At 70.8% G+C, this 13,254-nt stretch carries 13 protein-coding genes; 9 read left to right on the plus strand and 4 right to left on the minus strand.

The window, feature by feature from the left end:
• The first annotated feature begins 104 nt into the window (after positions 1 to 104).
• Positions 105 to 923, plus strand: coding sequence for a hypothetical protein (locus tag AB0O76_RS18280; protein ID WP_365492361.1), 819 nt, complete (start codon positions 105 to 107; stop codon positions 921 to 923).
• 57 nt (positions 924 to 980) lie between these two features.
• On the opposite strand, the gene AB0O76_RS18285 is transcribed toward AB0O76_RS18280, so the two are convergent.
• Positions 981 to 1,292: a hypothetical protein gene (locus AB0O76_RS18285; RefSeq protein ID WP_365491793.1), complete on the minus strand. Its 312-nt coding sequence runs from the start codon at positions 1,290 to 1,292 to the stop codon at positions 981 to 983.
• A 102-nt stretch (positions 1,293 to 1,394) separates the two neighbouring features.
• Between AB0O76_RS18285 and AB0O76_RS18290 the strand changes: the two genes are divergently transcribed.
• Entirely contained in the window at positions 1,395 to 1,625 is a 231-nt protein-coding gene (locus AB0O76_RS18290; protein ID WP_055545457.1) for a DUF4287 domain-containing protein, read from the plus strand.
• 103 nt (positions 1,626 to 1,728) lie between these two features.
• On the opposite strand, the gene AB0O76_RS18295 is transcribed toward AB0O76_RS18290, so the two are convergent.
• The 3 genes from AB0O76_RS18295 to AB0O76_RS18305 form a co-directional block, all read right to left on the minus strand.
• Entirely contained in the window at positions 1,729 to 2,649 is a 921-nt protein-coding gene (locus AB0O76_RS18295; RefSeq protein WP_365491796.1) for a Bax inhibitor-1/YccA family protein, read from the minus strand.
• A 66-nt stretch (positions 2,650 to 2,715) separates the two neighbouring features.
• Entirely contained in the window at positions 2,716 to 4,104 is a 1,389-nt protein-coding gene (locus AB0O76_RS18300) for an aromatic acid/H+ symport family MFS transporter (protein WP_365491799.1), read from the minus strand.
• A gap of 69 nt (positions 4,105 to 4,173) precedes the next feature.
• Positions 4,174 to 5,352, minus strand: a complete 1,179-nt coding sequence (locus AB0O76_RS18305) for a 4-hydroxybenzoate 3-monooxygenase (RefSeq protein WP_365491802.1) — start codon at positions 5,350 to 5,352, stop codon at positions 4,174 to 4,176.
• A 175-nt stretch (positions 5,353 to 5,527) separates the two neighbouring features.
• Between AB0O76_RS18305 and AB0O76_RS18310 the strand changes: the two genes are divergently transcribed.
• The 7 genes from AB0O76_RS18310 to AB0O76_RS18340 all read left to right on the plus strand — a co-directional run bounded on the left by AB0O76_RS18310 (position 5,528) and on the right by AB0O76_RS18340 (position 13,245).
• Entirely contained in the window at positions 5,528 to 7,156 is a 1,629-nt protein-coding gene (locus tag AB0O76_RS18310; RefSeq protein ID WP_365491805.1) for an IclR family transcriptional regulator C-terminal domain-containing protein, read from the plus strand.
• 132 nt (positions 7,157 to 7,288) lie between these two features.
• The gene (locus AB0O76_RS18315) at positions 7,289 to 8,311 is read left to right on the plus strand and encodes a sigma-70 family RNA polymerase sigma factor (RefSeq protein ID WP_365491808.1); all 1,023 of its coding nucleotides are present in this window, start codon (positions 7,289 to 7,291) and stop codon (positions 8,309 to 8,311) included.
• An 86-nt stretch (positions 8,312 to 8,397) separates the two neighbouring features.
• A complete protein-coding gene (locus AB0O76_RS18320) occupies positions 8,398 to 9,351 on the plus strand; it encodes an ABC transporter ATP-binding protein (RefSeq protein WP_365491811.1) in 954 nt (317 codons plus the stop codon).
• The gene (locus AB0O76_RS18325) at positions 9,348 to 10,118 is read left to right on the plus strand and encodes an ABC transporter permease (protein ID WP_135330127.1); all 771 of its coding nucleotides are present in this window, start codon (positions 9,348 to 9,350) and stop codon (positions 10,116 to 10,118) included. The genes AB0O76_RS18320 and AB0O76_RS18325 overlap by 4 nt, the downstream gene beginning before the upstream one ends.
• A 3-nt stretch (positions 10,119 to 10,121) precedes the next feature.
• On the plus strand, positions 10,122 to 10,937 hold the full coding sequence (locus AB0O76_RS18330; protein WP_160505457.1) for an ABC transporter permease: 816 nt from the start codon (positions 10,122 to 10,124) through the stop codon (positions 10,935 to 10,937).
• Between the two features lie 5 nt (positions 10,938 to 10,942).
• Entirely contained in the window at positions 10,943 to 12,211 is a 1,269-nt protein-coding gene (locus tag AB0O76_RS18335) for an MCE family protein (protein ID WP_365491815.1), read from the plus strand.
• Entirely contained in the window at positions 12,208 to 13,245 is a 1,038-nt protein-coding gene (locus tag AB0O76_RS18340) for an MlaD family protein (RefSeq protein ID WP_365491818.1), read from the plus strand. Before AB0O76_RS18335 ends, AB0O76_RS18340 begins: the two co-directional genes overlap by 4 nt.
• Positions 13,246 to 13,254: the final 9 nt, after the last annotated feature.

A 13,254-nucleotide genomic window follows, 5' to 3' on the forward strand; every position in this document is an offset into this window, starting at 1 on the left:
GTCCAATTCGTGACGTAATGCACTGACAGGTGGATCGTGCAGGCTTCAAGCTGATGTAGGAAGTCGGGGGTCGACTTGAAACCGGGAGTACGTCAGTGAGCGCCATGCCTCTTGCCCTGCTGCTCTCCACGGCTGCCGCCACGGCCGTGGGCGCCGCCGCCCTGCACGCCGTGCACGGGCTGCGGAAGCAGATAACGGCCCTGCGCACCGAGCTGGCCCAGAGCCAAGCCGCGACGGGGCACCCCACCGTGCCCGCAGCACGCACCACTCCGGACACCGACGAGATACGCGCGGCCGTGGCCGACGCGCTCGCCGAGGAGCGGGAGCGCGAGCTCGCCGAGGCGCGGGCCTTCTGGGCCGCCCAGGAAGCCCGTGACGCGTCGGACGCGCCGTCCCTGCTCAGCGGTCTGCCGGGTCTCTCCGACATGGCGGACGAGCTGTTCCTGCCGCGCCAGGCGGATCTCGCGGGCATCGAGGCGGAGAGCCTCGAGCCGGTGATCGAGCCCTACGCCGAGCAGGCCGACGAGTTCGCGGGTGACTCCCCCGAGCTGGCCGCGGCCCGCCGCAGGCACCCCTCGCACCCGGACTTCGTACCGGTCCAGACGCCCCACACGGACGGCCACGGCGACCACGAGCGCACGGTCGCCTGCCTGGAGGAGCTGGCCGGCGCCCGCACGGCGCTCGCCGACGTCCGCCCGGGCCCGCTGGGCACCCTGGACGTCTATGTCTTCGCGGACGGTACGACGCTCTGTATGACGCCGGGCCACCGCGAGACCGCGGAGCAGCTCGCCGGCGCCCTGCGCGACGGCCACACCCCGGTCCTGCTCGGCGGCTCGGGAGTCTCCGGCGCCTACGCCCTCACGTTCGAGTGCGGCACCGAGAACGTGTACATCCTGGCCGACCGCGTCATCGCCTCGGTCTGACCGTCCCCCGCTCCAAGGCCCCCGTACCAAGGCCCCCGGTCTGAGGGTCCCCACCCCTCAGACCGCCGCGCGTTTCTGCGCCTTCTCCACCAGCGTCAGCGCTTCCGCGAGCTGCCCCTCGTCCTCCAGTACGAGGGCCAAGTCCCGACCCGCGACAGTGATCTGGTCGGCCGCCGCGAACATCCCCGCGTCCGGCATCTCCCGCGGCTCCTCGCCGGGCACCTCGATCCGCTGCGCCCACGCCGCCAATTCCCTGGCCAGAGCGAGCGCTTCGGTCGCCGCCCCCCGCTGCAGGCGACTCTGCGGGGCGGCCCGCAACCGGTCGGCGAAATGGTCCACTGCGGCCGTCAAAGGCGTCGTATCAAGCACCCGGTGACCCTATGCGCCCGGACCGGACTGTTGCCAACGCCCCAACGCTCAGGCACGGTGGCGTGAAGGACGGAACACATCGCGACGCGTCCGGAGGCGCCGATGTCCCAAGTCTTCTCCGAGGAGACCCACCGCAACCTGCTCGCCCGCATCCCCCACTGCACCGGTCGTGAAGTCTCCGACTGGCTTCGCGCCGTGGACGAAGGGCCTTCTCTCTTCCGCTTCGAGGAGAAGGTCAGCTGGCTCCGCGCCGAACACAACCTCGCGTACGGACACGCCAAAGCAATCATTCACGAGTACGACTTGCGGCGGGCCGCACGCAAGTTCCTCTGACCCCCTGTCCCCTCACCCACACGGCTCACACACGGCGAAGGGCCCCGCGGAACATCTGTTCCGCGGGGCCCTTCGGCTGCCGGCCGTTGACCGACGTCGTGCGTCAGTCGTTGCCCTGCAGGATGGCGATCAGGCGCAGGAACTCCAGGTAGATCCAGACCAGCGTCATCGTCAGACCGAACGCCGCGAGCCAGGCCTCCTCCTTCGGAGCGCCGTACGCGATGCCGTCCTCGACCTGCTTGAAGTCCAGGGCCAGGAAGCACGCACCGAGCAGGATGCCGACGATGCCGAAGACGATGCCGAGGCCGCCGCTGCGGAAGCCCAGGCCGTCGCCGCCGCCGAAGACCGCGAACAGCAGGTTCACGGCGGTCAGCAGCAGGAAGCCCATCGCCGCGGCCATCACGAAGCCGTAGAAGCGACGGTTGACGCGGATCCAGCCCGCCTTGTAGGCGATGAGGACACCGATGAAGACCGCCATCGTGCCGAGCACGGCCTGCATGGCCGCGCCGCTCGCGATGCGGTTGTCGACGACGCTGGAGACGACGCCGAGGAAGACACCTTCCAGCGCGGCGTACGTCAGGATCAGCGGGGGCGACGCCTTGCGCTTGAAGGCCTGGACGAGGCCGAGCACCATCGCGATGAGGCCTGCGCCGATCGCGATGCCGTAGGACTTGCTGATGTTCGCGTCGTCCACCGGCAGCAGCGCCCAGGCGAGCGCTGCGGTGACCACAAGGGTGCCGAGCGTCGTGGCCGTACGCATGACGACGTCGTCCATCGTCATGCGGCCCGCGGTGGTTACGGGCGCCTGCGGCGCGCCGTACTGCAGGTCCTGCTGCGCGTACGGGTTCGTCGCGTACGGGTTGGTGGGGGCCTGCTGGCCTGCGCCCGCGTACGGGTTGCCCTGCGCGTACTGGGTCTGCGTCCCGCCCGCGGGTCCCCCGGCCTGCGGCTGCTGGCCGAAGCCCGCGTAGCCGTTGTCGCGGCTGAACCCCCGTCGCGAGAAGACCGGGTTGCTGCTCCTCATCTCACTCCTCCATGGCCACCGGGCGTGGCTTTGGCTCAAGAGTAATGCGTAGGCAAAAGGAAGACCCTAGTGCTTGGGGAGGATCTTTCCCTGCTTGTGACCAAGAACGATCGGTGCCTGGCTCTCTGTTCCCGTCGATTCTCCCGCCGCGGCCGGGTTTCGGCGGCTGCGCCGGACGAGTGGCACCAGGGAGATCGCCACTGCTCCGAGCACGGCGGCGACGGCGAACGTCGTGAATCCGAGGGACGCGTTCCCGCCGGAGACGACGGCGCCTCCCAGCCACGGCCCGACGACCGCGCCGGTCCGCCCTACGCCGGTGATCCAGCCGAGGCCCGTGGCGCGCTGGGCCGGTGTGTAGACCGAGGGGGCGGAGGCATAGACCATGACCTGCGCCGAGAAGAGCCAGATGCCGGTGACGAAAACGATCACGTACGCGACACCGAGCGGCAGCTCCGCCTTGAGCAGGAAGGCGCCGCAGGCGGTGAGCAGGAACCAGATCGCGGAGATCCGCATGGCGCCGAACTTGTCGGCGGCCCGCCCCGCGATCAGCATGCCGATGATGCCGCCCGCGTTGATCACCATGAGGAAGGTGACGGACGAGGAGAGCGAGTAGCCGGAGGCGCGCATCAGCTCGGGGAGCCAGGTGGAGACGCCGTAGACGAGGAGCAGTCCGGCGAAGGAGGCGATCCACAGGAGCGGGGTCGCCAGGCGCTGCCCCGGGGTGAAGAGCGACGCCACGGCGGAGAAGCGGCCCTTGGCGCCCGCCTCGGGGGCTTCGGCGAGGGTCGGCGAGGGCAGCAGGTAGCGGGCGGCGACCGCCTCCGCCTCGCCCGCGCGGCCCTTGTTGAGCAGCACGCCCGGCGACTCGGGCAGCCACTTCAGTACGAGGGGGATGGCCACGACCGCGGGGATCACGCCCGCCCAGAAGACGACGCGCCAGCCGTGGTCGGGCCCGAGCGCGAGGCCGAGGCCCGTGGCCGCCATGCCGCCCGCGTGGTACGAGGTCATCATCAGGCCCGTAGCCAGCGCGGCCCTGCGCTTCGGTGCGAACTCCGCGACGATCGCGAGACTGATCGGCATCAGACCGCCGAGCCCGAGCCCGGCGATGAAGCGTCCGGCGCCGAAGACGGCGGCGCTCGGCGCGAGCGCGCAGACCGCGGAGCCGAGGGAGAACAGCGCGACGCTGCCCACCACCATCGGCTTGCGGCCGAGCCAGTCGGTCAGCGTTCCGCAGCCGAGGGCGCCGATCAGCATGCCGAAGGTGGTCCAGGAGCCGATGGTGCCCGCGGTCGACGTGGTGAAGCCGAAGCCCTTGTCATCGATGAGGTGCGGCATCACGGCGCCGTAGATGTTGACGTCCATGCCGTCGAAGAAGACGACGAGCCAGCACAGGGCTATGACGGGGGCGACGGATCTGAAGGTGCGCTCGGGGGCGGCGCTCTGGGGAGCGGTCACGGGGCTCTCACTTCTTTGTGGAGTGGGGACTTCCGGGGGGGGACGGGGGTTTTCAGCGATGCGGCGGGCTCAGTCGAGGGGGAAGCCCGTGTAGCCCTCCGCGAGGTCGGCCTCGGCCGAGCGCGCGGTGGTGATGCGGTCAAGGCGGGCGAGCTGGATGCGGTCGTCGAAGGGGGTGGCTTCGGGGCCGCGGTGGAGCATGGTGGTCATCGCGTACGAGAAGCGCTCGGCCTGCCAGACGCGGCGCAGACAGGTCGCGGAGTACGCGTCGAGGCGGGCCTCGGAGCCGGTCTCGCGGAGTTCGACGAGCGCACGGGCGAAGGTGACGACGTCGCCGACGGCGAGGTTGAGGCCCTTGGCGCCGGTGGGCGGGACGATGTGCGCGGCGTCCCCGGCGAGGAAGACCCGGCCGTGCCGCATGGGCTCGTGGACGTAGCTGCGCATGGGGGTGACGGACTTGGCGGTGATGGGTCCGCGCTTCAGCGTCCAGGAGGCGTCGTCCGTCTCCAGGCGGCGGTCGAGCTCGTCCCAGATCTCCTCGTCGCCCCAGTCGGCGGCGTCCGTGCCCGCGGGGACTTGCAGGTACGCGCGCGTGACGGTCGGCGACCTCATGGAGAGCAGCGCGAAGCCGCGGTCGTGGCGGGCGTAGACCAGCTCGTCGTGCGAGGGCGGCACATCGGCGAGGATGCCGAGCCAGCCGAACGGGTACGTGCGCTCGAAGATCCGGGAGATGTCGGTGGGCACGGCCTTGCGGGCCACGCCCCAGGAGCCGTCGCAGCCCACTACGTAGTCGCACTCCAGGACGTCATCGCGGCCCTGATGGCGGAAGCGGATCCGTGGGTTCTCCGTCTCCGCACGCTCGACGGCGAGCGCTTCCGCCTCGAAGAGCAGGGGTCCTCCGGCCGCGAGCTGGAGGGCTATGAGGTCCTTGCAGACCTCGGTCTGGGCGTACACCATCACGGACCGGCCGCCGGTCAGGTCGGGGAAGTCGACGCGGTGCCTGCGGCGGTCGAAGCGCAGCTCGATGCCGTCGTGCGGGATGCCGTCGCGGTCCATGCGGGCAGCCACGCCCGCCTCCCGGAGGACGTCCACGGTGCCCTGCTCCAAGATCCCGGCGCGCTGGCGCTGCTCCACGTAGGCGCGGTCCCGGGTCTCCAGGACGACGGAATCGATGCCGGCGTTGTGCAGCAGGCGGGCGAGGAGCAGGCCCGCGGGTCCGGCCCCGATGATTCCGACGGTGGTGCGCATCGATCGTTCCCCTCACTCCCGAACGCGCGGACCGGGCTCGGACGCGTTCGACTTGTTCGCCTGGTGAACTTTCGTTCATAATGTGCTGACGGGAGTCTCCGACCGGACCCAGCGGCTGTCAACGGTTGCGGGGCACCCATTTCGACGGCTTTCCACGGCCACGAGGAGCGGCGCCATGCCCGAAGAGTCCGTACGCCCCCTGGAGCGCGGCCTCGCGGTGCTGCGCGCCCTCGCGGCCGCAGACAGGGCGAGGGCGGGCGATCTGGTGCGCGCGACGGGCCTGGCCCGCTCGACCGTGGACCGGGTGGTGGCGACCCTGGCCCGGCTCGGATACGTACGCGAGAGCGGCCAGGAGCTTCAGCTCACCCCGCGCCTCATGGAGCTCGGCAACGCCTATCTGGCGGCAAGCGGCCTGACCGGCGAGGTCGCGGCGCGCACCGCACGGCTCGCGGACGATCTTGACGAGTCGGTGTCCCTCGCCGTGCCGGACGGCGACGGCGTCCGCTTCGTCACGCAGGCCGCGCGGCGCCGCGCGATGTCGGTGGCCTTCCGCATCGGCGATCTGCTGCCCGCCGAACGGTGCGCGCCCGGCGCGCTGTTCGCCGCCGAGTGGGACGAGGCGGGGTGGGCCGCGTGGCACGCGCGCGTGGCCGCCGATCCGGACGGCCACGCCTTCCCGGCGCTCCCGCCCGGGCCCGCGCCCCGCGTGCCGGACCTGGCCGACCGCACGGCGCACTCACGCGCCGCGGGGTGGGCCCTGGACGACCAGCTGATCGAGCCGGGCCTGATCGCGACGGCGGTCCCGGTGCGCGACGCCGCGGGCCGCGTGCGGTACGCCCTGTCCGCGGTGAGCCACACCAGCCGACACACGGCGCAGGGCCTCGCGGAGCTCGTACTGCCGAGACTTCGCGAGGAGGCGGCACACCTGGAGGCACTGCCGACCGCCCCATCTCCGTACGCAGAAGCCGAGTTGACGCCCGATCAGACATCGGAAACCGTCGACGCCAAGGCTGAACTGGGCCCCGGTTTCCTCCAGTCGCTGGCCCGCGGCCTGCACGTCCTGCGCGCCCTGGGCCGCGCCCGCGGCGACGGCCTTCCGCTCACCGCGATCGCCGAGGCCACCGGACTGCCGCGGGCCACCGCACGCCGCTGTCTGCACACCCTGGAACTGGAGGGTTACGCGGCGCACGACGGTCGCCTCTACCGCCCGCTCCCCCGCATCCTGGAGCTCGGCTACGCCCGGCTCTCCCGCCTCGGCTTCGCCGACATCGCCGAGCCGCATCTGCGCGAACTGACCGGCCGCGTCCACCAGTCGGCGTCGGTGACGGTGCTCGACGGCACGGAGATCCTGTACGTGGCGCGAGCGGCGACGGTGCGTGTGATGAGCGTCTACATCACGCTCGGCACGCGCTTCCCCGCCTACCCCACCGCCATGGGCCGCGTCCTGCTCGCGGGGCTCCCCGAGCGGGAGCGCGCCCGTCTGCTGGCGGCCGAGCCGCCGAAGGCCCTCACCCGGCGCACGGTCACGGACCCGGCGGAGCTGCGGCGCATCCTCGACCGGGCGGCCGCCGACGGCTACGCCACCGCGGACGAGGAGCTGGAGGAGGGCCTGCGTTCGGTCGCCGTACCGCTCAAACGCGCGGACGGCCGCGTGGTCGCCGCCCTGAACGTGGCCCAGCACGCGGGCACCGCCCCGCTGGGCGAGACGATCGACGCGCTGCTCCCCGTACTGCGCGAGACCGCGGCGGCGATCGAGACCGATCTGCACACCGCGGCTCGCTTCAACTCCGTACGCATGCCCTGAGCATGCCCTGGGCGCTCCCGCAACGGTACGGAATCGATGAGCGCCGCCCCCTGCACAACGCTGGATACCGAACGGTAATGTCGCGTCGCCGCCGGGAGGACTGATCCGGCGGCTGAGTGCAAAGGAGCCCTCATGGCGACGGACATGCACCCTGCGCCTGCGGGCGGGGCGGCCGACGAGGCGGACCTCGACCGGTGGCAGCGCGCGTGGAGTCACCGCGAGGACCTGCTGCGGGTGGCCCGCCGCAGATCCATGAGCGCCGAGGACGCCGAGGACGCCGTGCACGAGGCGATGGTGCGCGCCGCCGAGCATCCGCAGCTCGACGACGAGCGGCTCGGCGCCTGGCTGACGACGGTGACCATACGGCTGTGTGTCGACCGGTACCGGCAGGTCAGCCGCGAGGCCGAGGTGCGCAGCAGCCCCAGACTGGTCGCGCCGGGCCAGCCGCCCGTCGACGACGTGGTGTGTGACCGGGCGGAGGCTCGGTGGCTGGCCGCGCGGAGCGGGGAGCTGCCCGCGCGGCAGGCGGAGGCGATCTGGCTCAAGTCCGAGGACCTGGACGTCGGTCAGGTCGCCAAGAAGATGGGCCTGAGCTACCGGACGGCCGAGTCGCTGCTCGCCAGGGCCCGGCGCACGCTGCGCACGGCGCTTGCCGCCACCCTTGGTCTCGCCCTGTGGCTGTGCGGGCGCGGGCCGCGTCCGGGCGGGAGCGTGCAGGTGGTGGGCGCGGCCGTGACGGCGGCGACCCTTGCCGTGGCGGGGTTCGTCCTGCCGGGCGTCCTCGACGGGGACCGGCCCGAACCGGCACGGCCCGCACCTTCCGTCTCCTCCGTGTCCTCCGTGTCCTCCGTGTCCTCCGTGTCCGATGGGGCCGATGACGCACGGACCCCGGAGGGCGGGGCGCCGCCCTCGGGCCGCTCCCGCCAGGCTCCGTCGACCGCCACCCCCGGCACGGCGCAGGACGACGGCTCGCTTCCCGTGCTGCCGTCCCTGCCCGATGTGCCGCTCCCGGCCCTGGAAACGCTGCCCGCGGTGCCCGGCCCCGACGTCCCCGAGATACCGGTCAAGCCGCCAGAGGTGTCCGTACCCGCGGCCCCGTCCGCCTCCGCGACGGCCCCGAAGCTGCCCGCCGACGGCGTCACACAGGTCCCGTAGAAAAAACTTCGGTTTCTCCGCGACGGACGGGGCGCCCTTCCCCGTAGAGCAGATGAGAGAGCTGCTCACGGCGAAGGGTGAACCGGATGGGTGTCGAGATCTGCGTGGAAGGGCTGACCAAGTCCTTCGGCGACCAGGTCATCTGGCAGAACGTCTCGCTGACCCTGCCCGCCGGAGAGGTCTCGGTCATGCTGGGCCCCTCGGGCACCGGCAAGTCGGTCTTCCTCAAGAGCCTCGTCGGACTGCTCAAGCCGGAGCGCGGGTCGATCAGGATCGCGGGCACGGACATCACCGAGCTCCGCGAGCACGACCTGTACGAGGTGCGGAAGCTGTTCGGCGTGCTGTTCCAGGACGGCGCCCTGTTCGGGTCGATGAACCTCTACGACAACATCGCCTTCCCGCTGCGCGAGCACACCCGTAAGCCGGAGAGCGCGATCAGGAAGATCGTCCTCGAGAAGATGGACATGGTCGGCCTGATCGGCGCCGAGGACAAGCTGCCCGGCGAGATATCCGGCGGTATGCGCAAACGGGCCGGTCTGGCACGGGCCCTGGTGCTCGATCCGGAGATCATTCTCTTCGACGAGCCCGACTCGGGCCTCGATCCGGTACGCGTGGCCTACCTCAACCAGCTGATCGTCGACCTCAACGCGCAGATCGACGCGACCTTCCTGATCGTCACGCACGACATCGCGTCGGCCCGCCAGGTCCCCGACAACATCGGGCTGCTCTTCCGCCGCGAACTGGTGATGTTCGGCCCCCGCAAACAGCTCCTGACCAGCAACGAGCCAGTCGTACGGCAGTTCCTGAACGGCCGGATGCAGGGGCCGATCGGCATGGCCGAGGAGAAGGACGCCGCCACGATGGCGCGCGAGGCCGTGCACTTCGGCAACGGCGGCGCGACCGACAGCGTGGGCGTCGCCCAGCTGACCCCGCGACTCCTTCCGGGGCCCGGCATCGACCGCCCGCCCCGCTGGCAGGCGATCGCCGAACAGGAGGAGGCGCGAGAGGCGCGAGAGGCTCGCGAGGTGAGCGGCGCATGAGCCTGTCGCCCAAGGGGGCGCTGCGGCACTCGGGCAGCCTCTTCGCGATGGGCCTCGACGTGCTGCGGACGCTGCCGCGACGCCCGTTCCAGGTACGGGAGTTCATCCAGCAGGCCTGGTTCATCGCGAGCGTCACGATCCTGCCCACCGCGCTCGTCTCCATCCCGTTCGGCGCGGTGATCGCGCTGCAGATCGGCAGCCTGACCCGGCAGCTGGGCGCGCAGTCGTTCTCGGGCGCCGCCTCGGTGCTCGCGGTGCTCAGGGAGGCCTCGCCGATCGTCACCGCGCTGCTCATCGCGGGGGCGGGCGGCACCGCGATCTGCGCGGATCTCGGGGCGCGCAAGATCCGCGAGGAGATCGACGCGATGCAGGTCCTCGGCATCGACCCGATCCACCGCCTCGTCGTGCCCAGGGTCCTCGCGTCGATGGTCGTCGCGGTACTGCTCAACGGCCTGGTCTCGGTGGTCGGGGTGGCCGGCGGCTATTTCTTCAACGTGGTCCTGCAGAACGGCACTCCGGGCGCCTATCTGGCCTCGTTCACCACCCTCGCCCAGCTGTCCGACCTCTGGGCGGCGGAACTCAAGGCCCTGGTCTTCGGCGCCATCGCCGCGATCGTCGCCTCGTACAAGGGGCTCACCGCCAAGGGCGGCCCCAAGGGCGTCGGCGACGCGGTGAACCAGGCCGTGGTCATCACCTTCATGTTGCTGTTCGTGACGAACTTCGTGATGACCGCCGTGTACTTCCAAATCGTCCCGCAGAGAGGGTAGTTGATGCGACTTCTCGACCGCCCGCTCCGCTCGCTCGAAGAGCTGGGCAGCCAACTGGCTTTCTACGGCCGCTCCCTGGCCTGGACGGGCCGCACCCTGCGCCGCTACAAGAAGGAGATCCTGCGCCTGCTCGCCGAGGTGAGCTTCGGCCGTGGCGCCCTCGCCGTCATCGGCGGCACGGTCGGCGTGATCGCCTTCCTGTCCTTCTTCACCGGCACCGAGGTCGGCCTTCAGGGCTATGCCGCCCTCAACCAGCTGGGCACCTCCAACTTCGTGGCGTTCCTCTCGGCGTACTTCAACACCCGGGAGATCGCGCCCCTGGTGGCGGGCCTCGCCCTGTCGGCGACGGTCGGGGCCGGGTTCACCGCACAGTTGGGCGCGATGCGGATCAGCGAGGAGACCGACGCGCTCGAAGTGATGGGCGTCCCCTCGCTGCCGTTCCTGGTGACCACTCGGATGATCGCGGGTTTCGTCGCGGTGATCCCGCTGTACGTGGTCGGCCTGCTGTCCTCGTACTTCGCCGCGCGCACCATCACCACCGGCTACTACGGGCAGTCCGCGGGCACCTACGACCACTACTTCCAGCAGTACCTGCCGCCGGTGGACGTGCTCTGGTCCTTCGGCAAGGTGATCGTCTTCGCCGTCGTGATCATCCTGGTGCACTGCTACTACGGCTACTACGCGAGCGGCGGTCCCGCCGGGGTCGGCGTCGCAGTCGGCCGTGCCGTGCGCACCTCCATCGTCGCCATCAACGTCCTGGACTTCTTCCTCAGCCTCGCGATCTGGGGCGCCGTCACGACCGTACGAATAGCGGGGTAGGGCAGATGAGAATTCCGGTCTCGCTCGCTTCGCGCGGCGCCAGGCTGCGGCTGTACGGCATCGTGTTCATCGCGGTCATCGCGCTGCTGCTCGGCCTCTCCGTCGCCGTGTACCAGCAGGTGTTCACCTCCGTCGTACGCATCACGCTGCAGGCCGACACCCTGGGCAACCAGCTGGAGCCGCGGGCCGACGTCAAGCTGCGCGGCCTCCTGGTCGGCGAGGTCCGCGAAGTGCGGGCCGACGGTGAGAAGGCGACCCTCGGCATCGCCCTCAAGCCGGAGCACACCGCCAAGATCCCGTCCGACGTCCACGCACGGCTGCTGCCCAAGACGCTGTTCGGCGAGAAGTACGTCGAGCTGGTCGAGCCCCGTGAGCCATCCCAGCGGCACATCCGCGCGGGTGACGTCATCACGCAGGACCGCACCACGGTGGGCATCGAGGTGCAGCAGCTGATGAACGATCTGCTGCCGCTCCTGCGCACCGTGCGGCCCGCCGATCTCAACGCGACGCTCTCCGCGTTCGCCACCGCGCTCGACGGGCGCGGCGACCGGATCGGCGCCAACCTCACCCGCGTCGAGCGCTATCTGCGCCGCCTCAACCCGCATCTGCCCTCCCTGAAGGAGGACATCACGCGCTTCGCCGACGTCGCCGAGGTGTACGCCGACGCGGCGCCGGACCTGATGAAGACCCTGCGGAACTCCGTCACCACCAGCCGCACCCTCGTGGAGAAGCAGGGCCAACTGGCCGCCGCCCTCACCGCGACCGCCACCGCGGCCGGCACCGGCGAGGAGTTCTTCGACGACAACGGCGAGCGCCTGATCACCCTCGGCCGGGTCTCCCGGCCGACGCTTGCGCTGTTCGACCGCTACGCCCCCCAGTACCCCTGCCTCCTTGAGGGCCTGGTGCGGCAGGACAAGGCGTCAGAAGAGACCTATCGAGGCGGAAAGATGCGTATCACCCTCGAATTCGTCCACCCGCAGCCCGCGTACGAGCCCGGCGAGGAACCGCGGTACGCGGACCGCTCGGGCCCCAACTGCCGCGGGTTGCCCCATCCCCGGGTGCCCGCGGGGGACGACCAGCTCAACGACGGTACGAAGCCCAACAAGGTCGGTGGTCCTTCCGGCCCGGCCACGATGTCATCGACCGCGGCCGAACAGCGGGCCGTCGGCTCCCTCGTGGCCCCGGTCCTCGGGGTGTCGGCGGACCGGGTGCCCCCGGTCGCGACGCTCCTCTTCGGCCCGATGGCGCGCGGAACGGCGGTGAGCGTCGCGTGAAGACGGCACGAGCCACGGACACCGCGGCGCCCTTGGTGAAGTTCCTGCTGTTCGCGCTGGTGACGGTGGTGGCGACGGCGCTGCTCGCGGCCACCATCGTCAATATCTCCTTCACCCCGGAGCACACCTACCGCGCGGTGTTCAGCGATGTCACGAGCCTGGAGGAGGGCGACGACATCAGGGTCGCCGGGGTGCGGGTCGGCGAGGTCGAGGGCATCCGGATCAAGGACCGGACCCGGGCCGAGGTCACCTTCACCGTCACCGAGGACCGCCCGCTGTTCACCAGCACCGGCGCCGTCATCCGCTACCGGAGCCTGGTCGGGCAGCGCTACATCGCGCTGACCGAGGGCGCGGGCGGCAGCACACCGCTGCGGCCCGGCGGCCGGATCCCGCTGTCCCGGACCCAGCCCGCGCTCGATCTGAACGCGCTGCTCGCCGGGTTCAAGCCGCTGTTCGCCGCGCTGAGCCCCAAGGACGTGAACCAGCTCGCCACCGAGATCATCAAGACGCTGCAGGGCGAGGGCGGCACGGTCAACAGCCTCCTTGCCCACACGGCGTCGCTCACCACCACCCTGGCCGGCCGCGACAAGCTCATCGGCTCCGTGATCACCAACCTCAACGAGGTCCTCACGACCCTGGACAAGCGCGGCGGCCGCTTCTCCTCGCTGCTCAAGCAGTTGCAGCGGCTTGTCTCCGGACTGTCCGCGGACCGGAAGCCGATCGGCAGGTCGCTGGTGAACATCGGGCAGCTGACCGAGGCCACCTCGGGCCTGATCGGCGATGCACGGCCCCCGCTGAAGGACGACATCAAGGAGCTCGGCGAGCTCACCGGAACGCTGAACGACAACGAGAAAACCGTGGAGGGCGTGCTGAAGCGGCTGCCGAACAAGCTCAACAAGCTGACCCGGACCGCGTCCTACGGCTCCTGGTTCAACTTCTACCTCTGTGACTTCGACGGCCGGATCGTGCTGCCGAAGACCAAGGAGGTGCTCACTCCCGAGCTGCATGTGGCACGGGCGAGGTGTGGCGGATGAGGCTGCGTA

This window comes from Streptomyces sp. NPDC086554 (assembly GCF_040686095.1).
Taxonomy (GTDB): Bacteria; Actinomycetota; Actinomycetes; order Streptomycetales; family Streptomycetaceae; genus Streptomyces.